We start from the raw sequence: 26,660 nt of genomic DNA, 5'->3' as shown, positions 1-26,660 counted from the left end.
ATCGGCTCGGTTCATAAATCTGCTTTGAAAACTCTATTTTTAAAATAATAATGTTTATGAATATTTCAAAATGTTTAAAAAAGAATAAAACGTAAATTATTATGCGTAACTGTGTATCTGCCCTTATTCAGGATAAGGAACTAAAGTACAAAACCGATTTAATGTTCTGAAAGCATATAATATTGTTGTTCAAGGTAGATGTGGTAAAGCAGTGGAAAAATGTAGTCCAAAAAAGGTGTGGTAAAGTTATGACTTCGAATGAATGGTATAACAAAGGCGTTGCACTCCATGAACTAAAAAGGTTTACAGAAGCTCTGGATGCATACAATAAGGCTCTGGAAATAAGCCCTGATAATGCGAAAATCCTGTTTAGCAAAGGGATTGTCCTCAAAAGCCTCATGAAGTACGAGGAGGCTCTTGATGCTTTTGACAGGTCTCTTGAGATAAACCCTGCTGACGCTAAAACCTGGTGCTTCAAAGCTGAACTTCTCCTGGGTCTGATGCAGTACGAGGAAGCTCTGGATGCATTCTACCGGGCTATATCCTTAGCTCCTGAAGACCCGGAAGTCTGGTACAGGCGGGGAATGGCTCTCAGGGAGATGAGAGCATACGAAGATGCAATGGATGACCTTGAGAAAGCTATCCGGCTATATTCAAAGAATTACGATATGAGCGCTATGAGCGCAAGCGAATGGTGCAAGAAAGGAATGGGGCTCTGCAAAATAAAGAGTTACCAGGAAGCTCTTGATGCTTTTAACAGGGCACTTGAGTTAAACCCGACTAACGGAAAATCCCTTTACAATAAAGGGGTTGCTCTGCGCTGGCTCGGGAAGAATGATGAAGCAAAATTATACATTGAGAAAGCCGTGGAGATTTTTGACAACAAAATCAAAGCAAATCCCGAAAACGCAAGGTTCTGGTACAACAAAGGAATTGCCCTGAGGGACCTTGAGAAATACAAAGAAGCGCTTGAAGCTTTCGAAAAGGCTATAGACATCAACCCGAGCTTCACAAAAGCCTGGATTGGCAAAGGAATAGTATATGACAGGGTTAAAAAACACCAGAAAGCAATGGAAGCATACGAAAGAGCAGTCGATATAAACCCGATATACTCGGATCTTATTTAAGCAGCCTTAATTAGAGCATCTTTCCAGAGAAACTGCATAAGGAGACAGAAAAAGCCGTTCGCCATTAAAATTCATTCAGGAATTGAGGGCATAACGGCTAAAATAATCTTTTTCTTTTATTTTCCTTTATATTCTCTTATTTTCTCTTACCTTTCCTTATCTTCTCGTATCCTGACTTTCGCATACTGATTAATTAAATATTAGTTTTAAGAATCTACCTTTTAACTTCGGGAATCTGCCTGGACATAAGTGCCATTCAACGTGCCGATATATCCAATCAAATCCTGAAATGCATTGAGCTGAAAGTCAAAGCACTGTTCTATTTCCTCGGTTGACCTCCAGTCTCCATAGGAAGCATATGCAGTTTTTAAGCCTAACCTGCGGGCAGGAACTATATCCCTTTTGATGCTATCCCCCACGACCAGGCTTTCTTCTGGTTTTAGTCCAAGGGCATCAAGAGCAAAGAGAAAATGGGCAGGATCAGGCTTTTTCGTACCTGTCATATCTGCAGACACAAGGAATTCAAAGGAATCAAGAAGCCCTACTCTCGTAAGCCTCGCATGGGCGTGATACCTGTCAGCGTCTGTTATTACTGCAAGCCTGAGACCAAGTTTCTTCAGTCCTTCAAGGGTATCCCTTACCCCGGGATATAGTTCGAGGTTTTGCAGTTTTTCCCTGTCATAGATCTCACAACAGTATCTGTATCTCTGCGCCGTGAAAAGCCTTCTCTCCTGCATGTAGTCCCTTATGTTTTCATAGTCTTCAAAACCATATGTTCCCCTGAGGAAATAACTGAAAAGTTCTGCAGGCTCCTTCTTAAGGTCCCCATCTCCTTTTCCGAGATAGGTAAGGATTTCCCTGCACGCTATGAGTTTTACGGCTACGAAATCAAAAAGAGTATTATCCATATCAAAGAGTACCGCTTTCAGAGTATGATGATTTTGCTGTACGTTCTTCCGGAAATTTTCCATGGTTTCCCTGATTAGTTTCATTTTTTCGGATCTATTTTACATTTTTGGGATCTTTCTGATCTTCTTCTTATTTTATTCTCTTTTTCCAGACTTTTTAGACTACTTTTTGGGGAGAGGCTATAAAAGCCATAAAGGACAGATGTATAGGTCATAAAGAACAATAAACTTAAGTAGATAACGAACACGAATACTCGAAAAATTGTGGGTCTTAATTGTAAAAGACATTAAAGGAAATTTTGACATGAATTCTGGAGAACCAAAGGACGAATCCTTCACAGGAGAAGGAAAAGGAGAGAAAACTGAAACCGGAGAGGGACCGGTTTCCGGGGATATGTACGTGCTGGACGACTCGGAGAGTGTGGCAAAGGAGGAAGTCAGCAACGAAATTCTTGCAGCCGAACTTAATGAATGTGGTCTTGATCTTCTCAGGCTTGGTAAGTTTAACGAGGCAGTAGTTGCCTTTGACAAAGCGATTGAAAAAGACCCGAGGAATATTTACCTTTTAAATAATAAAGCTGCGGCTCTTGAAAGCCTTGGAAAGTTTGAGGAAGCTCTCAAACTCTATCAGGAAGCTATTGAGATCAGTTCTGAGGATGCGGACCTCTGGAATAATATGGCTTTTTCTTACTCCCAGGTAGGAGAATACGAAAAGGCAGTCGAAGCCTATGGGAAGGCTCTTGAGCTCAAGCCGGACTATCCTAATGCATGGTATGGAAAAGCCCTGAACCTCAGCCAGGCAGGAAAATACGAAGAGGCTGTTGAGGCTTATGAGAAAGTCCTGAAGGAAGATCCGGATTATAAAGAAGCATGGGCAGGAAAAGGTATAGCTCTCGGACAGATGGGAAATTACGACGAAGCAATAATTGCATACGATAAAGCACTCGAGATTGACCCCGGTTTTCTTGAAGCCTGGTATTATAAAGGAGTGGACCTTGATAGCCTTGGCAGTTACAAGCAAGCTCTGAAAGCCTATGAAAAAGCTGTGGAAATTGACCCTAAAAATGATGACGCCTGGAATAATATGGGGATAGATCTGGAAAACCTGGAGAGGTATGAAGAAGCAATTAATGCTTTTGGAAAAGCAATCGAAATCAATGCCGAAAACTCCGATGTCTGGTATAACAAAGGCTTTACCCTCAGCCAGGTGCAGAGGTTTGAAGAAGCTGTTGAAGCTTACAGAAAAGCCACACAGCTTGACCCCGAATATCTGGAAGCCTACTCGAGCCTCGGTTTTGTTCTGGCTCAGCTCAAACGCTTTGAAGAAGCCCTGGAAACCTACGATAAGGCACTTAAGCTTGATCCGGATGCTGCCGACTCCTGGTTTGGAAAAGCTGTCTGCCTGAGTTTCCTCGGGCGTGAAGACGAAGCTGAGGACGCGTACCTGAAAGCTGTGGAAATTGACCCCAGATATGCTGAGATCGGAGGGAATGTTCAGTAAATCCGGTAAAATCTTTCCTCATCGAATTTTAATTTCTCTCCTTTTTTATCCTTATTTCTTCTATATTCTTTATCCCTTCAATTCATCTTCATGTAGTTCATCCTCATTTTTTTCTTACTATAATTATTTCATTTTTCCTTTTTGCATTCTCCCCTGATATCTTATCTACAAGCAGGATGAAATAATACAAAAATAAAATAATATTACTGCGCGTTAGTTCCGCTTACTGTAATCCGATATTTACCTGCAGGCAGGTTTTGCTCTCATCTGTGTAGTGTTAGAGGCAGAGGACTTGTAGCATGATTATTGAGTACCTAGGAAATATGCACAGAACTGCCAGATTCGATCCAGGAGAAAGGGATAATGTATGACCGAACCTTTTAAAATTGCAGGTATTGAGATCAGGCCCGGAGAAAGAAAATGCATAGAACTTCCTGCAGCTCAACTTTACACGCAAACCCCTATGAATATTCAGGTTCGTGTTATCCGGGGCACAAAGCCAGGTCCCTGTATTTTTGTTACGGCTGCAATTCACGGAGATGAGATCAATGGGGTTGAGATTATCCGGAGACTACTTGAATTACCTGCAGTCAGGCACATTCACGGAACCCTCATTACCGTACCCGTGGTAAATGTTTACGGGTTCATTTCGCTTTCCCGCTACCTTCCGGACAGAAGAGACCTTAACCGTTCTTTTCCGGGAAGCCCTAAAGGTTCTCTTGCTTCCCGCCTGGCGCACATCCTTATGAATGAAATTGTAACTAAATGCGATTGCGGAATCGACCTACATACTGGTGCTGTCCACCGCCCAAACCTGCCCCATGTCCGAGTAAACCTGGATGCAGAAGGTTCGGAGAACCTTGGAAAAGCTTTCAATGTGCCTGTGATCCTTGATTCAAGACTTCGGGACGGGTCCCTGAGAGAAGCTGCAAGCAGTTTTGGAATCCCTGTCCTGGTCTATGAAGGCGGAGAAGCCCTGCGGTTTAATGAGCTCGCTGCAAGAATGGGAGTTCGTGGCATAAGACGTGTTATGGAGTCACTGGGAATGCTTCACGCACCTCACCAGCCAAAAAGGAAGAGCATTCTACCTGTCATTGCGCATTCAAGTATATGGACCCGCGCCCCTAAAAGCGGAATTGTCCACCCTCTTAAGAAGTTAGGAGATAAGGTAAAGGAAGGGGAAATCATAGGGCTCATTGTAGATCCCTTTGGCGGCCCGGGAGGAACACCGGTAAAGACTGAAGATGACGGCATCGTAATCGGAAAAAACAACCTTCCACTGGTAAATGAAGGGGATGCCCTTTTCCATATAGCCCGTTTTGAGAGGATAGGGATTGTAGAGTCCCAGCTTGAAGAATTTATGAGCCTGAAAGAGCGTCCTCGGGATCATGATTGAGGAACTATAGTTAATTCTGACAGGACCTGGACCTTCTCCCCGGATTGATGCCAGTATTTGCTGCCGAAACGTCTTATTTATTTGATTATGTTTAACTTTTCACCTGTAGTCACTTTTCATCTGCAGTTACTTTTCACCTGCAGTCACTATTCATCTGCAATTACTTGTCACCTGCAGTCACTATTCATCTGCAATTACTTGTCACCTGCAGTTGCTTATTACCTGTAATTTACACTGATCTTATCCTGTAACTCTTTTTCAGACTCATTTCCTGACTTCTTGAGTGCCCGACAAAACCGAAAAGTCCAGAAATAGTAAAAGGAAAGGTCTGGCCAAAAACAGGATTCCGAAGCGAAAAGCATATCTCTATATATCGGAAACACTCTTCAAATAGATGTATCTCTTCCATTAAATATAGAAGCACTCCCCTACGGATAGAGCGGATGAAATAATGAAAGGATGGATTCTTTACAAGAGTATTGCTGCCGAATTAAGGCCCGACCTGTACGAAATTCACCGCTTCATCGAGGTTGCGGGTGAGAAGGGAATAGAGCTCAGGGTTGTGAAACCCGACCAGTTCGACCTGATTGTAACAAGGGATGACAGAAAAAGCATACTCCTCGACGGAGAAGTGGTTCCCCTGCCTGACTTTCTCCTGCCTAGAATGGGGGCAGGCACAACCTACTTCGCGCTTGCGGTTATCCGCCACCTTGAACGCCTCGGGGTCCATGTTATTAACTCCTCTCAGAGTATTGATACCGTAAAGGACAAGCTTTACTCCCAGCAAATCCTGGCAGAAAGAGGAATTTCCTATCCCAATACAATGTTTGCCAAAAACCCTGTCAACATAAACCTGGTTGAAAAATATCTGGGCTTCCCCCTCATAGTAAAAGCCCTCTCCGGCTCCATGGGTAAAGGAATCTTCCTTTCGGAAACCCATGACAACTTCCGCGACCTCATGGAATTGATCCACATAACCAACCCCAACGCAAACATCATCCTCCAGGAATTTATAAAATCCAGCCTTGGAAGAGACCTCCGCGTCCTGGTAATCGGAGGCCGTGCAGTTGCCTGCATGGAACGAATAGCCCCAGCCGGAAGTTTCAAGTCCAACTATTCCAGAGGCGGAGAAGTCCGCAAATTCGATATGACTCCCGAAATAGAGCAGCTTGCAACCGAAACCGCCCGCACCTTCGGACTCGACATAGCCGGCATCGACCTCCTCTTCGACGGCGACCACTTCAAAGTCTGCGAGGCTAATTCTTCCCCAGGCTTCGAAGGGCTAGAAGAGTGCTGCGGGATTAATGTTGCAGGGATGATTTATGATTTTGTGAGAGAAAAAGTGAGAGAAAAATAAGGAGATTAACTTTTTTGTTTTACGCAAAGAAATTCCCTTACTTTTAGCCCCGGTGACCGTTTATGCTCGCCGGAAGATATCGTAACCGGATCAGGGTTAAAGGTAAAGTTTTCAATTCTAACTTCAACCACTCTGGCTTTTGCTTGAGTGTCAGGCGTTTCAGCCGGGGTTTCGGGCGAAGTTTCAGGTTCGGCGAGTGTCAGGTTTTCAATGGGAGTGGGGTCAGGAGTATTTTCTGGAGTTTCAACTATTTCAGCTGGAGGTTGAGGCACTTCGGCCGGATTTACAGGTGTTTCTACTGGAGATACAGGTTCAGGTTCTTCAGCACCGTTTTCTGCACAGCCTGCGGATAGGAATATCCCGAGCAGGATTATGAAAATAACAGATTCTCTTCTCATTGCTTTCCCTCATTCAAAAAAGCGGATTATTCTATCTAAAAAGAAAAAGACTGTTTTTTAAAAGACTGTATTCTTTGAATGAAAACCTCCAGAAAACTGGATTCTTGAATCTCAGCACTCCAGTAGGGCTAAACCCTCATTCCTCCACCACTACTACGGTTCCTCTCATAGAAGGATGAATCGAGCAATAGTACTCATAGGCGCCTGGATCAGTAAACAGGAACTCATACGAACCTCCCTGTGCAAGGGATGGGGAACCGAAACTGGTACCTGTACCTTTAACCGTATGGGCTTCAGGGTCCATGTTAGTCCATCTTACGGTTTGACCGGTGGATATTGTGATTGTGTCCGGGCTAAAGGATGAATTAACAATTGACACATCAACAGCTTCGGACTCATCATCGGAAATGCCAGGTATTTCACCTTGAACTGGAAGTATAGGTGTTTCTTCTGGAGCTGCCTCTTCTCTAACCGGTTCTACAGGTTCTTCAACTGGAGTTACAGCATCACCTGGTTCTTCAGTACCATTATCAGCGCAACCTATTGCCAGGAATACACTACATAAGACTAGCAAAATAACCAATTCTCTTCTCATAATTTCCCCCCATGCAAAATCAGATGCTTTATAATTAACATTTTGATTTTATAATAGTTCCTATCTAATTCTGAATATGGTTCCTCCTACAGTTTAGAACCTAAGCAGGTATTTTAAAACTTGAAATATAGCGTCGACTTAAGGTATTTGCATACTCAGTTAGTTACTCAGTTTTTACTGTTCTAAACAACGGCAAATAAATTTTCAAAGTAGAGTTATTGGAAAAATATAAAAGGACAGGGTTAACAGGACAAAATAAATAGGACAAGGCTAACAGGATAGAATAAACAGGAAAGGATAAAGGGACAGGATAAACAGGACAGGATAAACAGGATAAAAGTGGATCTAAAAAAAATAAGACCGTTTTTAAAGGCATTCTCGTTGAAATGAGATTTCCGAGCAATTCCGGTATTTCAGGTATCGAGATTACCATTCATTTTCGTATCGATCTTACTCCCTCACTATTGAATTCCTATTACCATGTCGGGTGAACCGAGTCTGGGCAATGAAGTTCCTTTTCCAGTAATGTGAACTCGTATTCTCTTTCCTGACTGTCAGATTCAGGATCATAACTGTAGTTATGGATTTGAAGTTCACATAGTAATACCGAAGTACAGCGTAGAGGATTATAAATCAGGCAGAGTCCTGAACTATTACTTAAATAATTCATCACTGGGTAGGAGTTACTCTGATTACTCCTTCTCTTTCTGTAACGTTACCTGCCGGAGTCTCGTCTTCCATTGGAGTCTCGTCTTCCATTGGAGTCTCGTCCTCAAATGGTGTCTCGTCTTCCATTGGAGTCTCATCCTCAGCTGGAGTAAATGCTTCAGCCGGAGTTACGGCTTCAACTGGAGTTTCCTCTATCACTTCAGTTACTTCTACTACTTCCTGAACTGGAGTTACGGCTTCAACTGGAGTTTCCTCTATCACTTCAGTTACTTCTACTACTTCCTGAACTGGAGTTACGGCTTCAACTCCGGTTACTACTTCAACTTCAGTTACTTCCTCAACTGGTTCTCCTTCTTCAGCTGGTTCTTCAGCACCATCCTCAGCGCATCCTATTGCTAGGAACACGCCGAACAGAACTATTAAAATAAGCAATGCTTTTCTCATATTTTCCCCCCATGTAAAATTGAGTGCTTTATAATTAATATTCTGGTTTTATAATTATTACTACCAGTTTCTGAACACAGTTCCTTTATTTAGTTCATTTTTTATCAATTGAGTGCTTTATAATTAATATTCTGGTATTATAACTATTACTACCAGTTTCTGAACACATCTCAGTTATCTAGTTAACTTTCAATCTATCGGATGAAATCTGAATTCATCCAGGGAACAGGTAACTGAAGGCAATTCAAAGCATTTTTTTCCTTTTTAGGGTTTTACCTGTCCTTAAATTATAATACCTGGAATTCTAATATTACTAAAGGACTCTTTTTCGGGGGGAGGTTATGAAAATCAAATCCATTAATCCTTATACTGAAGAAGTAAACTGGACTTACGATGCGTTATCTTTCGGAAACTGCGAGGACCAGATTGAAAAATCCAGGGCTGCTTTTTCAGGGTGGAGCTCTCTTTCGGTTGAGGAAAGAACGAGATATATTGCGAGGACAGCTGAGGTACTCAGGCGGAACAAGCAAATTTATGCCGAGATTATTACAAAAGAAATGGGAAAGCCGATCAGGCAGTCACTTGCAGAGATTGAAAAATGCGCATGGCTTTGTGACCATTATGCAGGAAGTGCGGCAGAGTTTCTGAAAGACGAAGTTGTGGAAACAGAAGCTGAAAAGAGTTATGTCACCTTTGAGCCTCTGGGAATTATTCTCGGGATCATGCCCTGGAATTTCCCTTTCTGGCAGGCTTTCAGGTTTGCAGTGCCCACACTGACTGCAGGAAACGTATGCCTGCTAAAACATGCATCCAATGTACCCGGGTCAGCTCTTGAGATCGAAAAGGTCTTTACTGAAGCCGGGTTGCCTGAAGACGTGTTTAAGACCCTGCTGATAGACTCTAAAACTGCCATGGAAATTATTGATGAGGACCTAGTGGACGGGGTTTCGCTCACCGGAAGCGTGGAAGCCGGGTCTGAGATCGGAGAGCTTGCCGGAAGGATGATTAAGCCTTTAGTGCTGGAACTTGGGGGTTCTGACCCTTTCATCGTGCTTGAAGATGCGGACATAGATCGGGCTGCACAGGTCGCGGTAAGATCCCGTTTCCTGAATGCCGGACAGAGCTGTATTGCTGCCAAGAGGTTCATTGTGATCGAAGACGTTGTTGTGGATTTTATCGAGGCATTCGAACTCCATATGCAGGAGTTGAAAATCGGAGATCCTATGGACGAGGAAACTGACATCGGACCAGTTGCAAAAAAAGAATTTGTTGACAGCCTTGAGAAAATTTTGAAGGATGCAAAAAAGAAGGGAGCAGAACCTCACGTTTACGGGGAAGCGCATGAGAAAGGCTTTTTCTTCAGGCCGACCCTTATCCCTGCAGCCAGTACTGACATGAAGGCCTTCAACGTAGAAGTCTTCGGGCCTATTGCGCCGGTAATTATGGTAAAGGATGAAGATGAAGCAGTGGAAATTGCAAACTCCACGGATTTCGGGCTTGGAGCCGAAGTCTGGTCTGCAGACCTGGAGAGAGCCGAGCGGCTGGCAAAAAGAATCAGGTCAGGTTTTGTAGCTATCAATGGGAGGGTCAAGTCCGATCCAAGACTGCCTTTTGGAGGGGTAAAAAAATCGGGAATCGGAAGGGAGCTTTCTCATTACGGGCTTAAGGAATTTGTAAACATAAAGACTGTCGTGGTCAACAAATAAAAACAAATAGCCGGGAAAAACAGGTAGTTGAGAGCCTGACAAAATCCAGGTTAAGAAACATCATTGAAAGCTAATAAAAAATCCCTTTAGAGAAAAATCTCTTTAAAGAAAAAGCATTAAAAAGAATAAAAGTTGAAACTAAAGATCGAGTAATACTTAGGATATGGTAATACCTGGAGTCCTTTATGAAAGCTTCGGACCTTTTTGTCGCCCAGCTTAAAGAGGAAGGTGTGGAATATATTTTCGGCCTCCCTGGAGAAGAAAACCTTGACCTTCTCGAATCTTTGCGAAACTCAGAGATTAAACTGATCATAACAAGACATGAACAAGCTGCGGCATTTATGGCTGCAGCTTATGGAAGGCTGACAGGAAAACCAGGAGTTTGTTTTTCAACTCTTGGGCCAGGTGCTACTAATCTTGTCACAGGGGTTGCCCAGGCACAGCTTATAGGGGCTCCTTTAATCTCCATATCGGGACAAAAGGCCCTGATTGACAACTGGCAGGGCCGTTTCCAGCTTGTAGACGTTGTCAGGATGATGGAACCGCTCTGCAAAAAAGCCGTATCCATTACCGATCCCGGGATGATCCCTACAGTGCTCCGAAACGCCTTCAAACATGCTGAAGCCGAAAGACCTGGAGCTGTACACATTGAGCTACCTGAAGATGTAGCCGGAGAAGAGACAGATGCAGTTATACAAAAGAGGAGCAAGATCAAAATTCCCTGTCCTGACCCTGAAGCTGTAGAAATGGCAGCAAGCATGATTTACGAAGCTAAAAATCCCCTTATCATAGTCTCTTCCGGGGCTAACCGGAAGGCGGTCGCTGAAGAGCTCGGGAATTTTGCAAACAGGACAGGCATCTACCTTGTCCATACACAGATGGGAAAAGGTGTTGTCCCTGATGACTGCCCTTACAGCCTTTTTGCTACCGGAATTCATGCAAGGGATTATGTAAACTGCGGAATTGACGGATCAGACCTGATAATTACTGTGGGCTACGATATAGTGGAATACCCCCCTTACCTCTGGAACGGGCTGCTGGATAAAAAGATAATAAATATCGATTTTGTGGAGTCAGTACCTGACAGGTACTTTAACCCGACAGTAGAAGTGATAGGAGATATTTCCTCCTCTATCCGGCAGCTTGCTTCAAGACTTCCGGGAAAGAGGAAGTTTGCTGTATTCGAAAACACAAGAACCTTCATTGAAGAAAAAATCAATTCTCCTGCCAGGAAAAGCTATCCTCCCCTCCCGCAGGCAGTTGTACAGAGTGTGAGAAGAGTGCTTGGACGTCAAGACATCATCGCTCTTGATAACGGAATATACAAGCTATGGTTCTCCCGGCTCTATAAGACCTACGCCCCCAATACCGTGCTACTGGATAATGCCCTTGCTACGATGGGTGCAGGATTCTCTGCAGGGCTCACCGCAAAACTTCTTCACCCGGAACGCCGCGTACTTGCCATTTGTGGGGACGGCGGTTTTATGATGAACTGCCAGGAGCTTGAGACGGCAGTCCGCTACAGGATTCCTCTCGTTGTCCTTATCCTGAACGACAATGCCTTTGGCTTCATCAAATGGAAGCAGAAGAAGATGCACTTTGAAGATTTTGCCCTGGACTACGGAAACCCTGACTTTGTCCTCTTTGCCGAAAGTTTCGGGGCAGCAGGTTTGAAGGTTAAAGAAACCGATGACCTTACAGAAGTTCTCGAAAAAGCCTTCTCCCTGAATAAAGTAGTGGTTATTGAGTGCCCTATCGATTACTCTGTAAACTATGAAACTTTCTCGGTCGAGCTCGGAAATCTTGTATGTAAATTCTGATAATAAAATTCCTGTATTTCTGAGGCGAATCTATTATTCTGAAAACCCGAATTGAAAGGGATTTCCTGAAGAGCAGGTCTCGACTTTCGGCTTTTTCGGACATTCTTAAGAAAGTTGCAATTGAACTTATACGGATGGCAAACATCTCAGTCTCCTCAAGGCGGGCCCTACTGCCGGAATTTCCGAAAATTGAGCTTCCCACCTGTACAGCCCCTGGGGCGTCCATGCTGCCAGGGAAATATAACTCTGTAGTTGCTGAGTGTCTGGATATGATAGTTTCCAGATTGTTGAAAATGATACTACAGTCACGCTTGCTGCCCGGGCAGGGCAATCGGACCTCAATCTTGTGACTCCTGTATAACCTCCAATATCTTTGAGTCCGTTGGCTTGCCCGCTAATTATCTGCCGATCTTTCTGAAGCGTTGTGCAGAAGGAATCGAAGTTCATGAAGGCAGGTGCTGAGCCTATCTCGAACTTAACCCTGTCCTGGCAACTTTCCTTCCTCCAAAAATAGAGTATCTTAACTCTGCGAAAATAGCAAATGAAGCCGTGGATAAAAATTATATGTTAAGGAAATTGCAATAATAAAAATGGATGTTGAGCAAAAAAGAGGCTGAGAAGCTAAAAAATGAAAGGTTATTAAAAAAGACTTGATTTAGGAGTATCCAGAGTAGATTCCAGAGTAGATTCCAGAACAAATTCCAGAATAAATTCCAGACAGACTCTAAGGCTACACAAAATATTACAGGCTATACAGCCTTAGTTCCCATATTTTAAGCGCATATTAAAAGCATTATTACAAATATATAATCTCAATTGATGCCGATTTTGAAATTCAGTCCAAAAAATTATGTGCTTATATTTTAAGCGCATAATTCAACATAAGGGGACCTTTATGCGCCTAAAATGCTGAACGTAGGGTACAGATACTTGCCGGAAAACGTAAATAATAATGTAAAGGAACAACTGATAAAAAAAAAGCTACTAGAGAGAAGTTTTCCCAAATTGATAATCTATTATTTACGAGTTTTACATAAAATACTCTATATAAATAATGTAAAGATTCTTAAAGATTAAAGGTTAAATTAAGTTGGTTAAAGTTAAGTGAGATATGTAAAGTTAAGTGAGATATGTAAAGTTAAGTGAGATATGTAAAGTTAAGTGAGATATGTAAAGTTAAGTGAGATATGTAAAGTTAAGTGAAATATTAAAGTAAAAGGTTTTTTTGAGGTGACCCTTAATTAAGGTACCCTTTTCTCTCAAGCCAATCTACCTGCGGTCTGGTATATTTCCAGATGACATCAGCTTTTGAATCCTGAACTTCCCAGGGGTTTGCGATTACAACATCGCCTTCACGAATCCACATTTTCTTATTTTTGGAGCCAGGAATTCTGCCCATACGGACAGTACCGTCCATACACTGCAGTGTAACTCTTTTTGAACCAAGTAAACTTGCTACCGTTGCAAGGACTTCATTTCTATCCTTACGGGGAGTACGGACTCTTGTTATTTCTGGGTTATCACCCGAGTATACGGGCTTGTTTGATCCTGATTGTCTTTTTCTAACAACGCTTCTATAATTAGCCAGACTAATTCCTCCTTTGTTGACTTTATTCTGTAATTCTTTGATGGCTTATTGATCCCATTTTAGCCTTTTTCACTTTTGTTTTTCAAGCTCTATTTTTATAAGCTCTATTTATATATATTATCTCAATGATTACTGCCACGGACATTCATCATTCAATCCCCGACTGCTTTTTCCTTTCAGAACTACTGGAAAAAGAGATCCCCATTATATTACTCTAACTGAATGAGATGTACTCGATTCCAAGCAGGTTCGCAGAAAATGAAGCGAAAACAAGGAGACAAAACAAAAAGTGAAAAATGAATTGAGTATTACGCAATATAAGTTGCAAAAATTAACACTCAACGCAAATTATTGTCATTATTATTAGAACTTCCTGTGGTTAGGAAGGCAATCTCTGCAGTAAACCGGACGTCCTTCTGTTGGCTTGAACGGAACTTCGGTCTCAACACCGCAGTCAGAACAGGTTACTTTGGTCATTTCTCTGGGGCCGCTGTTGCCGCCTCTGAAGCCACCGCCGCCACCACGGTTACCATCTCTGTTACCGCGGAAACCTCCGGAATTTCCTCTGTCATTAAAACCCATTTTTGTTTCACCTCCGCTTATAGCGGATATTCGATAGTTTAAAAATAAGATGGTATAGAGCTCTTTGATTAAAAACAAAAATTGGTTTTTAATAACAGATTATACTTCTCTTTATTTTCAACTCCAAAAAGACATCCAAATTATATAAACGTTCCCATGGAAAAGTTAATCTATAGAGATGAAAACTTTGATATTTTAAGGGCAAAACTACTCGGCTCAAACTTATAATTAGAGTAAAATTGGAAGTAAACCTAAAATATTGGAACTTAACAAAAATCTTAAAGGAACTTTGTAGAAAAAGAATCTCCGTCTGCCTTTTAAATCAGGCAGAACGGACACACTCTATAAAAGTAAGAATTCCGAAGTGAATTTCGGATTAATAGCGGTTCTCTCTGGGCTTCCTGTGGTTTGGAAGGCAGTCTCTGCAGTAGACCGGTCTGTCGGGATCAGGTTTGAAAGGAACCTGAGTTTCAGCGCCGCAATCAGAACAGGTTGCGTTATGCATTTCCCTAGGGGCTCCAAAACCTCCCCGGTTGCTGTCTCTTCCCCGGAAGGAATTTCTGTCATTAAAAGCCATTTTCTTTTCACCTCCGCTTACAGCGGATAGTCATTTGCTTAAAAATAAGATTGTATAGAACTCTTTGATTAAAAACAGAAATTAGTTTTTAATAACAGATTATACTTCTCTTTATTTTTAACGCTTCTACTATACAGTCAAATTATATAAATTTTACTCATAAAAATTAAAAAGAATCTTAAAAATATTTTCATCTGAAGTCGCATGCATTTAAGTCTAATTTTCCAGAGTCGTCTATTATGATTCATCTATTATGATTCATCTATTATGATTCGCCTATTATGATTCGTCTATTATGAATTGTCTCTTGAGATCTGATGATTAAATCTTAAACTTAACTGCCTGTAATCAGGCTATTTTTCAGGAAACAACGAAATCTAACTTATTAAGTCTCAATTTCTCTTTTCAAGTAATGCCAGAAAGCCCATACACAAACCAGTTCCCAGCCATCAGCACCATATCTGCTGAGATCTTCTGTCGTTCCCCTTCCCATTTTAAGGATAGAGACGCATTTATATTCAAATTTTTTCACGTAATCCCTCCTGGGTTTAATGTTTTTCAACAAACCTTGATGATATTAAATCGAGCTTGTAGAAAATCATACCATAGTCAGAAGTGGATAATATTTAAGCAACTGGCATAATCAATCCATAAGCAGGAATGCAGTGCACGAAGAATAAACTCTACAAAGAGTGGACTCTACAGGTAAGTATAATCTGCATAACCGGTTAAACCGATCTGAATAACCGGTTAAATAGGTCTAGCGCAACCTGAGGAAAGATATAGCTGGGATGATGAAAAGAGCAGAGATTTGTTAAGATGGCTCTTAAGAGAACTATTATTGAAAAGAGGAATAAAAGGTTTAACCGTGGCACTGGTTAAAACCAAATAAGTGTTAAGAAAGTATTTTTGTGAACTGAGTCTTATAATTTACCATGAATTATTTCAGGTAACCTTTGCGCTCGAGCCATTCTATCTGAGGCCTTGTATATTTCCATATAACATCGGCTTTAGTATCCTGAACTTCCCACGGAGTCGCGATTACAACATCTCCTTCACGGATCCACATTTTTTTATTCTTTGACCCCGGAATTCGCCCCATTCGGACAACGCCGTCCATGCACTGTAAATTGACCCTCTTTGAGCCCAGAAGACTTCCTACCGTTGCCAGTACTTCATGGTTCTCCTTACGTGGAGTACGTACCCTTGTAACTTCCTGAGTACTGGGTGCAGAGCTTGCTGATCCTTCCCTTCTCTTCCTCATATTGCTTCTATAGTTAGCCAGGTTGATTCCTCGTTTATTTTGATTTTGAATTTTTGATTTTGAATTTTTGATTTTCAATTTTTGATTTTGAATTTTTGATTTTGAATTTTTGATTTTCAATTTTTGATTTTCAATTTTTAATTTTAAATATCTGTATTGAATTCTGGTTATAACTAGCTACTTTAAATTCTTCTACAACTTTCTTATTATATATTGAAACCTTCTACGTTTGTCGATTCCTTACGTACTTTGGTCTAATGGTTCATAAATGGATAGGAAGTTAAAAACCTATAAAAAATATAAAAGGCTTGAAAATTACCATAAATCTGAAACCTCATAAAACTGCTCTTTAGAGATCCCATGACCCAATTTGTAATCTCCTGATCAGAGAGGTTTGAAACTATCCGGACTATAAGTATTAATAAATTTTTACTGATATATAACCTTTGATTGAAATCTGAGCGACAGTTATAAGTAATTCGGCACTCAATGAACAGGTTCGTAATAATTTAGGATTCCGATGCCCTTCACCTGAGTATGAGGCAAAAAACACAGATTAAAAAGTGTAGTAGTGTTGCTGTAATATCTTACAGGACAACACTTGTATTGAGAAATTTAAAATTTAGAATTTCCTGTGGTTTGGGAGGCAGTCCCTGCAGTAAACTGGCCGGCCTTCAGTTGGCTTGAAGGGGACTTCAGTTTCAACACCGCAGTCAGAACAAATAACCTTGTGCATTTCTCTGGGGCCGCTGTTGCCGCCTCTGAAACCACCGCCACCACCACGGTTACCATCTCTGCTGCCACCGCGGCCGCTGTCTCTTCCCCTGAAGGAGCTTCCTCTGTCATTAAAACCCATTTTTATTTCACCTCCGCTTTCAGCGGATACACATGCTCATAAAAATATGATTGGATATAATTTATTATTTAAAAACAAAAGCGGAGTTTTTAATAACAGATTATATTTCTCATTATTTTTACTAATTCTACAATCTTTTTATGCTATATAAAGTTAATCTATGGAATCTGAGAAAACAGGGAGGTACCTCCCTTAAGAGAGGTGAGGTGAAATGAAAAAAACCTGGCCCGAAAATAAATGAGTAAAGTTGGAAAATCCTGTTATAGCAGGCTTCCAGGATAAAGCTTGAAATAGAAAATATTAGATTCGATGAGAGTTAGAACTTCCTGTGGTTTGGAAGGCAGTCCCTGCAGTAAACAGGTCTTCCTTCAGTCGGCTTAAACGGGACCTGGGTCTCAACACCGCAGTCTGAACAAACTGCAGGGTGCATTTCTCGGGGACCACTATTGCCTCCTCTGAAACCTCCGCGATTGCTGTCTCTGCCACCCCGGTTGCTGTCTCTCCCCCGGAAGGAATTCCCTCTGTCATTAAAACTCACTCTTGTTTCACCTCCGCTTACAGCGGATACCCTCTAGGCTGCTATAAAAATAAGATTCTATACAATTCTTTTATTAAAAACCTCATTTCTGTTTTTAATAACAGATTATATGATTCTTTATTTTTACTGCAAATACGTCCCAAGGCATTATGATATATAAAACTATCTCAAGTGAGAAGAAGCATGAGAAAAGAGCTTTATGAACCTTTAAAGCCCTATTCCGCCTTAAATACGATCTTTTTTCAGAAGGAAGAAGCTTGACTTCAAATTTCTCGGTTTGTGCCTGATTTTTCTTATTTACACATCAAACTTCTAATGTTTTGACATCTCAGTGAACTTTAAAAGAATGAACCGGGGTATTTGATAAAATAAAATAAACAAAATAAACAAATAAACAAAATAAATAAAATAAACAAAATAAGTAAAATAGTAAATAAGTAAAATAGTAAATAAATAAAATGAATAAAATAATAAACTGACAGACTCGATAAGGGAAATAGACGGATGATATAATGAAACCGGGAACTGATTAGGAACTGATTAAGAGCCTATCCGAAAAGTGTTCTGACCTACTGTAATTTTTACAGTTGGCAATATATACGACTGGAGCAGATACTCGATATTATGACCTAGTGTAATTTCTACAAGATGTCATTATTGACTTTTCGGATAGACTCTAAATGGGGAACTGATTAATGATAAAAATAGGAAACTGATTAATAAATTGGAGTAAAATAATCATTGATGAACTATTATTTCCTGCTATTACTCGCAATAGCATTTGAAGTATGTGGAACCACCTGTATGAAATTATCCGATGGTTTTTCAAAACTGGCTCCATCAGTTTTGATCTTCGTATTTTATGCAATCAGTTTTTTCTTCTTTACCCTTGCCCTTAAAGGAATAGATGTTAGCATTGCATATGCAATATGGGCCGGGCTCGGAATTGCTCTTATCACGTCAGTCGGAATTTTCTGGTTCAAGGAGCCTGCCACCGCCCTAAAAATTATTTCCCTTGTCGTTGTAATTACAGGAGTTATCGGGCTTCACCTCAGCAATAGAGCCACATAATCGACATGTCTGACCAGATTAACCTGATTGAAATAAGTTTATGTAAACAGGAGCCAGGGCTTTGAAGTTTTCCGGTTCATGGCAGAAAGAATTTCTGCTGTCCGGGTTTTAAAGTTTTTTAGCCACAATTACAAACCCGTTAATTTTGTTGCCTGTCCTGGTTTTGAGCTCTTCAACTCTGAAATAATCAATCTCAAACCCGCAATCTACAAGCAGGAACACGAGCTCTTTCTCGGAAAAATGGTGTGCAATAAATTCAGCCTCTCCTGTTTCAGGGTTAAGGGCAAAGAAAGAACCTTCTTCTTTTGTAACTGGAAAGTCCTGAAGGTAGCGCTTTCTATAAAGCTTGAGGTGCCAGTTCTGGCTGAATTCAACAAGATAAAGGTAACCTTCAGGTTTCAGTACTCTGAAAGCTTCCTGAATTATCCTGGCTCTTTCCTGTGGGTCAGGTACAGAGGTCAGAAAAGCCTGCATGACTGCAAAATTGAAACTTGACCTGTGAAAAGGAAGAAAAGAAGCATTTCCAACCTGAAATTCAGCCCTCCCTTCAATCTTTCGATCCAGTTCCAGGCTATTTGCAGCAGCTTTTGAAAGCTTTACAGCTTCTGGATTTATATCTATCCCTGTTACCAGGTATCTGAGGGAAGCAAGTTCAAGACTAATTTTCCCGAACCCGCATCCGATGTCGAGAACATTATCACCATCCTGCAGATAATTGTAAATTATGGGGTAAAGCTCAAGGCTTGAGGGTATATTCTTTCCAGACACAGTTTCCCAGTATGATTTAGACATAAAGAACCAGATACAGGTAAAGAATAAAGAATATTCCTAAACCCATAAAATGCTCTGAGTTGTTAGCTTTGGGTAAATGGATAAGTAAAGGAAAGGCAGGAGTGTACTGCGAAGAAGAGAAAAGCCAGAAAGCGAAATCAGGAGAAAAACCTGTAAGTAAATATACATAAAAATAGGTAGAAGGTAAATAAAACAGAATAAATTCTACCTCAAAATGCTCTTTTTCGAATCTATCTTCCATTTTTTATTTCAGTTTATTTTTTGTTTATCTTTATTTCTGCTTAATTTCGGCTGAACACCAGATAGCTTGGAGCAGGCATTCATATGAGGATGAACTGAAAAGCGGTTTTCGGGGACAAAGACCGTTTTTTTCATGCCGAGAAGAACTCGGCACTGGCAGTAAACAGGAAGAAAAAGGAACCGGAAATGAGAGGAATGGTAGACAAAAAAGCTGGAAGAAGAGCCAGAAGAAGGGTCGAAAGGATAAAGCAAAAGGAATCAGGAGAGAAAAAGATGGCAGGGAACAAAAAGGTGAAAAAATAAATAACGTAGGGAACAAAAAGTGAAAAAATAAATAACGTAGGGAACAAGAAGGTGAAAAAAATAAAAAGGGGTAGATAATCATTTGGAAGTGAATGAAACAATAAAGATATTTCAGGCAACTCCTGAATCCGCCCTACAGGCGTTGCCTGAAAAATATGCTTATTGTTAAGGGTTAACCCCGTTAAGACGGACTTTGACACCGCCTCAGTACCGTTTCATACAGGGTATTTAATCCCGCAACAGCCCTATGACATTACCTGCCAAGGTCGCAAGATACTTATCTTCGCGGGATAACACAGTGGCTTCTGCTGCAATTTCCGGAAGGAATCGGATCGTTGACATCAATGTGGATGCAACAGGTGCCACTGCTTCAGGATGGAAATGCCCTTAACATTCAGGTTTTTCTCAATCTTTTTTGGAGTACTTACTTTTTGGAGATTAGTTCCGTTCTGTTTTTGAGACCTTTATTCCTTCGTGTTTTTTTGAGATCTTTATTTCCTTCACTTTTATAAAGATCTTTTAATTCCCATGGATTGTTTCAAAACTTTTAGTTTCGTTTTTGCTTGAAAACAATTTGGGACTAGAATTTCATATTGTAAAATTAGAATATAAGTATACTTTTTGCAGTAGTTCTGTTACCTGATTGAATAGATGCTTTTAAAGCTTGATAACGCTTTATTTTCCTTGATAAAAGATCTGCACCATTTATCTTAGAAAAATAACGTATATAACTCTCTTTATTAGATATACAAGGGCTGCCTTAAAAAAGAAGACAATTTTTTAATCCCTTATCGCCCTTTGATTTACTGTTAAAGATTTAAAACGAGCTGTAAGAACAAGGAAGGTGTTTTAAACATTTTAAAATGTTTAAAATACTCATTTCAGGCTTTAAAATCCCAAAAGAGACTGACAAGCTGCTTAAGGCCGAATAACCGCAGGAAGACTTTATGGTAATAATGTACGAGCCTGGGCGGGAAGAAGAATATGACTTTTTCTTAGTGGTTGAGCCCGCCTTACTGCAGCATATCTGAAATAAATCGATGTCAATTTTCTCGAAATTCTGGAAGAGAAATACTATAAGGCACAGAATCGGCATATTATCCTGTGATGGAGACGGATTCGGGAACTTCCTCTACAGATGGTAAGGCACTTTTTCCTTTGTATACTATAACATTCATCGGAACCCTAGGGTTCGGTATCATACTTACTTTTCTCGTATTTCTTGTAACAGACTATGGGGGAAATGCCCTCATCTACGGTATTTTAGCCTCCACCTATCCTGCCTTTCAGCTTATTGGAGCTCCTATTCTGGGGCGGTGGTCTGACCTTTACGGAAGGAAAAAGATTCTGTTACTGAGCCAGGCAGGGACCCTTCTTGCCTGGGTTATTTTTCTTGTCGCCCTATTCTTTCCAGTTATCCCGCTGATAGAAGTCAGATCCGACCTGCTGGGCATTTTTACAGTTACTCTCCCTCTGCTCGCACTCTTTTTTGCAAGGGCTCTTGACGGCATTACAGGAGGAAATGTATCTGTTGCCAACGCATACCTCGCTGACCTCACCTCCGAAGAAGAGAGAAATAAAAACTATGGCAGGATGTCTGTTGCCTCAAATCTGGGGTACGTCTTTGGTCCCGCCCTTGCCGGACTCCTTGGAGCAACGGTCTATGGCGAACTTCTGCCCGTATCTGTAGCTCTCGTGATTTCAATCATAGGGACTCTTATTGTGCTTTTTCTGCTTCCGGACTCAAAGCCCTGTGAAATTGAAGAATACCCGGAATCTACTGGCATCAGAAAAGTACTAGGACAGGAACAAAAAGAGTGTTATCAGATTGAGGCAGGAAGCAAAACAACGTTCGGCGAAGTGTTCAAGCTTGAATATATTCCTTTTATGCTGATTGTTTACTTCCTTATCTTTCTGAGCTTTAATATATATTATACTGCATTCCCGGTCTTTGCTGTCGTTGCCCTTGAATGGAGCCCTGCCGAGCTAGGCATTTACTTTTCCGTAATCAGTGCGCTTATGGCTTTTGTACAGGGTCCCGTACTGGCAAAACTTGCCAAGAGATATCGGGAGTCGATTCTTGTCGTCGCCGGCGGCTTTATTCTGGGCCTGCAGTTTATCCTGATAATCTCGGGAAACATCTTCCTCTTATATTTGGCAGCTGTCTTCTTTGCGTTCGGAAACGGGATTATGTGGCCCTCTATTCTCTCCATTCTCTCGAAATTCGCAGGAAAAAAATACCAGGGCTCGGTCCAGGGCTTTGCCATGAGCGCGAGCAGCCTTGCAAGTATAATAGGGCTTCTTGCAGGAGGCCTGCTTTATACGCAGCTTGGAGTAATATCCTTCCTGATAGCAGCCGCAATCATATATCTGGTTGTCTTTCTCTCTTTCAGACTCGTAAAAATTGAAAAAGAGAGATTAGCTGAAACGGCAGTTGAGGAAATATAAGCGGAAATTCTCGAAAGAGGATTAAGTGTTTGCAAATTTTGATAAAACCCCTTTTAAAAGAGCATTAAAGAAAAAATAAAGAGAAATAAAAAGACAGTTATAGATATTATTCAGTGAGAATTAATAGGATGAATTAGAGAATGTATTTTGAATAATCTCTTTCGAGTTAGGAGAGAAACAGTATGGAATGGCCTTTAACTTCCGGAGACTATATAATAGGAGATACGAATTCAAGCGTAGCTGTAGTAACTCTTGCCTCTGACTACACTGCATGGGAACTTAAGAATTATGCAATTTGTGGGACCTGTTTTAGTGAGAACTTCGGGATTGAAAAAATAATTGTGAATGTGCTTGCAAACCCGAACATACACTGCCTGATTGTCTGCGGAGAAGACAGCGGCCACCTGGCGGGCCAATCTTTGATCGCACTAGCCGAAAATGGAGTTTCTACCATGGCAGGCTCTAGAAAAATAGCCGGCTCAAACGCCTCTCTGCCTTACTTAAATGAGATACCGATGACTGCAATCTCCCGATTCCTTAGGGAAATAAAAGTTGTAGACCTTGTTGGAAACAAAGACCCTGTTGCTATCCAGAAAGTAATCGATTCCTGTACCGGCCCGAAAAGAATTGAAGCTCAAATCGTATCCATGCCAGAAGTTGATGAAGACAGCTGGCGAAAGTACGAGCAACTAATAAAGCAAAATGTTATGTCGAAGATAAAGAGGGGATGAGCTGAGTAGAGCTTGAGAAAGAGAAACTCTTCTTTCAAACACGGCTTACTCTTCAGCTTACAAATAAATTTCCTTAACCCTTCCAACCTGCCCATCCGTCAACTGGACTTTGATCCCATGAGGATGAGTTGAAGAATTGGTTAAAATGCGCTTTACAACGCCCTGGGTTATTTTCCCTGTTCGCTGGTCCTGCTTTAAAACAATTCCTACTTTTAATCCTTCTTTGATATTTGCTCTGACACTGCCGTTGTTCATGGCAGAAGGTAAATTCATTGTTATATAAATCAGTACGTTTTTAAAAAAATGATATCTATTTAAAAAATTGACATTCATAAAAGATTGATATTATTGATTATGTCCATTACTTGTTTTTTTCTTTGCTTTCAAGCCAGTCCATTACCCTGGGCCACAGGGACAATGAGATAATCATGGTAATCACAAAAACGAAAATAGAACCTGCTGCGAGATCTACCAGAGTGTAGGATGCTTCTCCCCGGTACATGTTGGTTAATAGAGTCCCAAGCAGGAAGAGGTTCATTAATACTATTGAGGTGGCAATACTTGAGAGAAGCACAACTCTGGTCCTTTTGTCTTTGGATCCAAATTTTACCATATGATTCACCATCAATAACCAGATGTTCAGAGTGACTAAATGTTAAGAATGACTGGGTGTTCAGAATTCCCTAACTTAACCTTTAAAAGGTTCAGCCAGAGAGCCTTTGAAGCCCGCATGCAGGAAAGTTCTGCTAGCAGCCTTCCAAAGCATGCGGTTTTCGAGTTTTCACGTATACCTTGACATAGAAGCTTTAAAAGTATCTGCTCTGAACTTATTTAATTCTGCTTCTTTTCATTAGCAGGGAATTCGTTGTTACAGAAACCGAACTCAATGCCATGAAAGCAGCAGCCAGTTCCGGCGTGATCAGAATTCGGTGAAAAACCGGGTAAAGAATTCCTGCTGCAATCGGGATACCTATTGTATTGTATCCAAAAGCCCAGAAAAGGTTCTGTTTGATTTTGTTGATAGTAAGCCGACTCAACTTAAGAGCTATAACCACATCCCTGGGATCATTCTTTATAAGTACAATTTCTGCGGATTCCATTGCCACGTCAGTGCCTGCTCCCATTGCGATCCCCACATCGGACTGAATCAACGCAGGAGCGTCATTAATGCCGTCACCCACCATTCCGACAAGTTTGCCCTCTTCTTGAAGCTTCTTAATTTCATTTGCTTTATCTTCGGGCAGCACCTCGGCAAGCACTCTGGGGATGCCTACTTCTTTTGCAATTGCACCGGCTGTAATAGCATTGTCTCCGGTAATCATAACCACTTCGATTCCCATTTTTATCAGGGTCTCAACTGCTTCCTTGGAGTTTTCCTTCAGGGTATCGGCAACTGCAACAAGACCTATTATTTCGTTTTCAAGAGCTGCAAGCATTGCAGTTTTACCATTTTCCTCAAATGCGCGCATTCTCGGCTCAAGATCCTCGAAGGGGATCCCATTTTCGTCCATAAGCTTGCGAGTGCCGAGTAAAATTTTTTTTTCTCCAAGGTAAGCTTCTACTCCTTTTCCCGGGATGGAACGGAAATTTCCTGCCTTTTCGAGGCTAATACCCCTTTCCTCAGCCCCTCTTACGATAGCTTCCCCGAGAGGATGTTCGGATCCCTTTTCAGCCGTTGCAGCAATAAATAGCACCTCCTTTTCTTCGTGACCATGAGCTGCAAACAGATCTGTGAGTTTTGGAGTCCCTTCTGTAAGGGTTCCTGTTTTGTCAAAAACTATAGTATCAAGTTTATGCGCCCTTTCAAGGGCCTCCCCACCTTTTATAAGAACTCCGTTTTCCGCACCTCTGCCTGTACCCACCATGATGGCTGCAGGAGTTGCAAGCCCGACAGCACACGGGCACGAAATTACAAGGATAGTAATGCCAATAAGCAGGGAGAAAAGGAATGGACTGATTCCCCCCATAGCTACTGATTCCCCTACTCCATAGCGCCAGTAACCTATGAGAAACCAGAAGAAAAAGGCAAAAAGGGTAAGAATATGGACGGCTACTATGAAGTTGCCGGCAAATACATCTGCAACCCTCTGGATGGGGGCTTTAGTGGTCTGGGCAGTTTCAACAAGCCTCACAATCTGAGCAAGAGCGGTATCGGCACCTACCTTTGTAGCCCGAAAATTAAAAGATCCTGTTTTATTTAAAGTAGCCCCGATAACCGTACTTCCGGGACCTTTCTCTACTGGGATGCTCTCACCGGTGAGCATTGACTCGTCTACTGCCGAATTACCTTCTACAACAACTCCGTCAACCGGAATTTTCTCTCCTGGACGGACAATAACAACATCGCCAACTACTACTTCTTCTACAGGAACCTCTTTCTCGATGCCGTCTACAAGAATTCTGGAGGTTTTTGCCCTGAGCCCCATCAATTTCCGGATGGCTTCTGAAGTCTTACCTCTCGCCCTTACTTCTAGATATCTGCCAAGAACAATGAAGAGTATTAGAAGACCTACTGTATCGTAGTAAAGGGTGTCATATCCAGGGCCCAGATCAAAAAATGTAGCTGCTACACTGATAAGGTAGGCTGACCCTGTTCCTCCGGCTATCAGCAGATCCATATCGGTTACGCCATGCTTGAAGCCTTTCAAAGTCCCGACAAAAAACTGCCTTCCCGGGAAAAGAAGTACAAGGGTAGACAGTACAAAAAGTACGATAGGATCCATGAGGAAAGCGGGCACAATAGAGAGGGAAGGAAAAAGCATGCTCATGTTTCCGATAGATATCGGAATCCCAAGAACCGCAGCAATTATCAGGTTATTTCTTTGCCTCCGGATCTCGGCATCTCTTGACATCTGTTCTCTATCTTCATATTCCACAGTCTCAGCTTTTACTGATGCCCCATAACCTATGCCCTTTACTGCAGCAATGATCTCCCTGACAGAAATGCGGGCTGAATCAAATTCCACAACTGCTTTTTCAAGTGGGAAGTTTACAGAAGCCGAGATTACGCCTTCGGTTTTATTGAGGATCTTCTCGATATTTGCAGCACAGGAGGCGCAGCTCATACCCTCAAGATTGAGAGTTACAGTATCTTTTTCTACCCTGTAACCGATGGATTCAATAGTGTCCTCAATTTCCGGAGGAGAAATCACGGAAGGATCAAAGCTAACCTTTGCTCTGCCAAGTTCGAGATTAACAGCTACGGAATCAACGCCCTCTTTTTTCTTCAAGACTTTCTCGATATTCAGGGCACATGCCGAGCAGGTCATCCCGGAAACTCCGAGAGTGATTTCTTTTGAGCCCGATTTCTGGCTTGAGATGTGGACCGCTTCTTTTTCTGCCGCTTTACATGCTTCGGTCAGAGGGCATGCCTGACCCTTTTCCACTCCCTCTTCTGTTTCTTCTGAAACCCTGCCTGTAGATTCTGAAACCAGACCTGCTGGCTCTTCTTTCCGGGCAGGTTCATGGGTTTCTGTCTGGACTTCTTCCTCTCTGGGCTCTTCTTCGCGTTCTGTAGAATATCCTGCCTTCCGAACGGCTTCTTTAATATCTTCAAGGCTTACCTGTTCAGGATCATAACTAACAGTTGCACGCTCGGCTTCAAGATTGACATCTACAGACTCCACACCCCCAAGAGAAGAAATAGCATCCGCTACTCTTTTCTGGCAGTGACCACAGGTCATGCCATAAACTTCTATCGTGATTTCCATCGGTATGCCGCCTTTCAGATTTTTCAGACTTCCCGACTA

Annotated in this window: 27 protein-coding genes; 11 read left to right on the top strand and 16 right to left on the bottom strand. The window is 41.6% G+C overall.

What is annotated here, in order from left to right:
- The first annotated feature begins 248 nt into the window (after positions 1-248).
- Positions 249-1,127, top strand: a complete 879-nt coding sequence (locus tag FXV91_RS07440; protein WP_229389957.1) for a tetratricopeptide repeat protein — start codon at positions 249-251, stop codon at positions 1,125-1,127.
- Between the two features lie 221 nt (positions 1,128-1,348).
- Here FXV91_RS07440 and FXV91_RS07435 read toward each other — a convergent pair whose 3' ends face one another.
- Complete coding sequence (locus FXV91_RS07435; RefSeq protein WP_229389956.1) at positions 1,349-2,119, bottom strand: HAD family hydrolase; 771 nt, start codon at positions 2,117-2,119, stop codon at positions 1,349-1,351.
- A gap of 220 nt (positions 2,120-2,339) precedes the next feature.
- Here FXV91_RS07435 and FXV91_RS07430 point away from each other — a divergent pair, with 220 nt between their 5' ends.
- The 3 genes from FXV91_RS07430 to FXV91_RS07420 all read left to right on the top strand — a co-directional run bounded on the left by FXV91_RS07430 (position 2,340) and on the right by FXV91_RS07420 (position 6,289).
- Positions 2,340-3,536 (top strand): tetratricopeptide repeat protein, encoded by a 1,197-nt coding sequence (locus FXV91_RS07430; protein WP_229389955.1) that lies wholly within the window; start codon positions 2,340-2,342, stop codon positions 3,534-3,536.
- Positions 3,537-3,903: 367 nt separating this feature from the next.
- A complete protein-coding gene (locus FXV91_RS07425) occupies positions 3,904-4,932 on the top strand; it encodes a succinylglutamate desuccinylase/aspartoacylase family protein (RefSeq protein WP_229389954.1) in 1,029 nt (342 codons plus the stop codon).
- 451 nt (positions 4,933-5,383) lie between these two features.
- Entirely contained in the window at positions 5,384-6,289 is a 906-nt protein-coding gene (locus FXV91_RS07420; RefSeq protein ID WP_229389953.1) for a RimK family alpha-L-glutamate ligase, read from the top strand.
- A 5-nt stretch (positions 6,290-6,294) separates the two neighbouring features.
- On the opposite strand, the gene FXV91_RS07415 is transcribed toward FXV91_RS07420, so the two are convergent.
- From FXV91_RS07415 to FXV91_RS07405, 3 genes are all read right to left on the bottom strand, one after another.
- Positions 6,295-6,687 (bottom strand): hypothetical protein, encoded by a 393-nt coding sequence (locus FXV91_RS07415; RefSeq protein WP_229389952.1) that lies wholly within the window; start codon positions 6,685-6,687, stop codon positions 6,295-6,297.
- Between the two features lie 136 nt (positions 6,688-6,823).
- The gene (locus tag FXV91_RS07410) at positions 6,824-7,261 is read right to left on the bottom strand and encodes a cupredoxin family copper-binding protein (protein ID WP_229389951.1); all 438 of its coding nucleotides are present in this window, start codon (positions 7,259-7,261) and stop codon (positions 6,824-6,826) included.
- Between the two features lie 690 nt (positions 7,262-7,951).
- The gene (locus FXV91_RS07405) at positions 7,952-8,356 is read right to left on the bottom strand and encodes a hypothetical protein (RefSeq protein ID WP_229389950.1); all 405 of its coding nucleotides are present in this window, start codon (positions 8,354-8,356) and stop codon (positions 7,952-7,954) included.
- 380 nt (positions 8,357-8,736) lie between these two features.
- Here FXV91_RS07405 and FXV91_RS07400 point away from each other — a divergent pair, with 380 nt between their 5' ends.
- Both FXV91_RS07400 and FXV91_RS07395 read left to right on the top strand, forming a co-directional pair.
- Entirely contained in the window at positions 8,737-10,101 is a 1,365-nt protein-coding gene (locus FXV91_RS07400) for an NAD-dependent succinate-semialdehyde dehydrogenase (RefSeq protein WP_229389949.1), read from the top strand.
- Between the two features lie 185 nt (positions 10,102-10,286).
- Positions 10,287-11,921: an acetolactate synthase large subunit gene (locus FXV91_RS07395; protein ID WP_229389948.1), complete on the top strand. Its 1,635-nt coding sequence runs from the start codon at positions 10,287-10,289 to the stop codon at positions 11,919-11,921.
- Positions 11,922-12,047: 126 nt separating this feature from the next.
- Here FXV91_RS07395 and FXV91_RS07390 read toward each other — a convergent pair whose 3' ends face one another.
- The 8 genes from FXV91_RS07390 to FXV91_RS07355 form a co-directional block, all read right to left on the bottom strand.
- Positions 12,048-12,368: a hypothetical protein gene (locus FXV91_RS07390; protein WP_229389947.1), complete on the bottom strand. Its 321-nt coding sequence runs from the start codon at positions 12,366-12,368 to the stop codon at positions 12,048-12,050.
- A gap of 790 nt (positions 12,369-13,158) precedes the next feature.
- A complete protein-coding gene (gene eif1A, locus FXV91_RS07385; protein ID WP_255680001.1) occupies positions 13,159-13,509 on the bottom strand; it encodes a translation initiation factor eIF-1A in 351 nt (116 codons plus the stop codon).
- 363 nt (positions 13,510-13,872) lie between these two features.
- Positions 13,873-14,091 carry a CxxC-x17-CxxC domain-containing protein gene (locus FXV91_RS07380; protein WP_229389946.1) on the bottom strand — a complete coding sequence of 73 codons (219 nt, stop codon included), beginning with the start codon at positions 14,089-14,091 and terminating at the stop codon, positions 13,873-13,875.
- 376 nt (positions 14,092-14,467) lie between these two features.
- Complete coding sequence (locus FXV91_RS07375) at positions 14,468-14,668, bottom strand: CxxC-x17-CxxC domain-containing protein (protein WP_229389945.1); 201 nt, start codon at positions 14,666-14,668, stop codon at positions 14,468-14,470.
- 385 nt (positions 14,669-15,053) lie between these two features.
- Positions 15,054-15,200, bottom strand: a complete 147-nt coding sequence (locus FXV91_RS07370) for a hypothetical protein (protein ID WP_229389944.1) — start codon at positions 15,198-15,200, stop codon at positions 15,054-15,056.
- 408 nt (positions 15,201-15,608) lie between these two features.
- On the bottom strand, positions 15,609-15,932 hold the full coding sequence (eif1A, locus tag FXV91_RS07365) for a translation initiation factor eIF-1A (protein WP_229389943.1): 324 nt from the start codon (positions 15,930-15,932) through the stop codon (positions 15,609-15,611).
- Between the two features lie 622 nt (positions 15,933-16,554).
- A complete protein-coding gene (locus FXV91_RS07360) occupies positions 16,555-16,788 on the bottom strand; it encodes a CxxC-x17-CxxC domain-containing protein (protein WP_229389942.1) in 234 nt (77 codons plus the stop codon).
- Positions 16,789-17,104: 316 nt separating this feature from the next.
- Positions 17,105-17,326: a CxxC-x17-CxxC domain-containing protein gene (locus FXV91_RS07355; protein ID WP_229389941.1), complete on the bottom strand. Its 222-nt coding sequence runs from the start codon at positions 17,324-17,326 to the stop codon at positions 17,105-17,107.
- A gap of 744 nt (positions 17,327-18,070) precedes the next feature.
- Here FXV91_RS07355 and FXV91_RS07350 point away from each other — a divergent pair.
- Complete coding sequence (locus tag FXV91_RS07350; protein ID WP_229389940.1) at positions 18,071-18,397, top strand: multidrug efflux SMR transporter; 327 nt, start codon at positions 18,071-18,073, stop codon at positions 18,395-18,397.
- A 108-nt stretch (positions 18,398-18,505) separates the two neighbouring features.
- On the opposite strand, the gene FXV91_RS07345 is transcribed toward FXV91_RS07350, so the two are convergent.
- The gene (locus tag FXV91_RS07345; RefSeq protein ID WP_229389939.1) at positions 18,506-19,189 is read right to left on the bottom strand and encodes a class I SAM-dependent methyltransferase; all 684 of its coding nucleotides are present in this window, start codon (positions 19,187-19,189) and stop codon (positions 18,506-18,508) included.
- A gap of 790 nt (positions 19,190-19,979) precedes the next feature.
- Between FXV91_RS07345 and FXV91_RS07340 the strand changes: the two genes are divergently transcribed.
- The 3 genes from FXV91_RS07340 to FXV91_RS07330 all read left to right on the top strand — a co-directional run bounded on the left by FXV91_RS07340 (position 19,980) and on the right by FXV91_RS07330 (position 22,911).
- Positions 19,980-20,123: a hypothetical protein gene (locus FXV91_RS07340; protein ID WP_229389938.1), complete on the top strand. Its 144-nt coding sequence runs from the start codon at positions 19,980-19,982 to the stop codon at positions 20,121-20,123.
- A gap of 716 nt (positions 20,124-20,839) precedes the next feature.
- On the top strand, positions 20,840-22,180 hold the full coding sequence (locus FXV91_RS07335; RefSeq protein ID WP_229390215.1) for an MFS transporter: 1,341 nt from the start codon (positions 20,840-20,842) through the stop codon (positions 22,178-22,180).
- 182 nt (positions 22,181-22,362) lie between these two features.
- A complete protein-coding gene (locus tag FXV91_RS07330) occupies positions 22,363-22,911 on the top strand; it encodes a tetrahydromethanopterin S-methyltransferase subunit A (RefSeq protein WP_229389937.1) in 549 nt (182 codons plus the stop codon).
- A gap of 57 nt (positions 22,912-22,968) precedes the next feature.
- Here FXV91_RS07330 and FXV91_RS07325 read toward each other — a convergent pair whose 3' ends face one another.
- Together FXV91_RS07325 and FXV91_RS07320 are read right to left on the bottom strand one after the other, a co-directional pair.
- Entirely contained in the window at positions 22,969-23,166 is a 198-nt protein-coding gene (locus FXV91_RS07325; RefSeq protein ID WP_229390214.1) for a YwbE family protein, read from the bottom strand.
- 106 nt (positions 23,167-23,272) lie between these two features.
- Entirely contained in the window at positions 23,273-23,524 is a 252-nt protein-coding gene (locus FXV91_RS07320) for a hypothetical protein (RefSeq protein WP_229389936.1), read from the bottom strand.
- Positions 23,525-23,563: 39 nt separating this feature from the next.
- Here FXV91_RS07320 and FXV91_RS07315 point away from each other — a divergent pair, with 39 nt between their 5' ends.
- Entirely contained in the window at positions 23,564-23,707 is a 144-nt protein-coding gene (locus FXV91_RS07315; protein WP_229389935.1) for a hypothetical protein, read from the top strand.
- Between the two features lie 31 nt (positions 23,708-23,738).
- Here the strand turns inward: FXV91_RS07315 and FXV91_RS07310 are convergent, their stop codons facing one another.
- Positions 23,739-26,621, bottom strand: coding sequence for a heavy metal translocating P-type ATPase (locus FXV91_RS07310; RefSeq protein WP_229389934.1), 2,883 nt, complete (start codon positions 26,619-26,621; stop codon positions 23,739-23,741).
- Positions 26,622-26,660 lie beyond the last annotated feature (39 nt).

The organism is Methanosarcina sp. DH2 (genome assembly GCF_020804225.1).
GTDB lineage: Archaea > Halobacteriota > Methanosarcinia > Methanosarcinales > Methanosarcinaceae > Methanosarcina.
The sequence above is the reverse complement of the archived record's forward strand: the minus strand, read 5'-3'. Positions and strand labels throughout refer to the sequence as shown.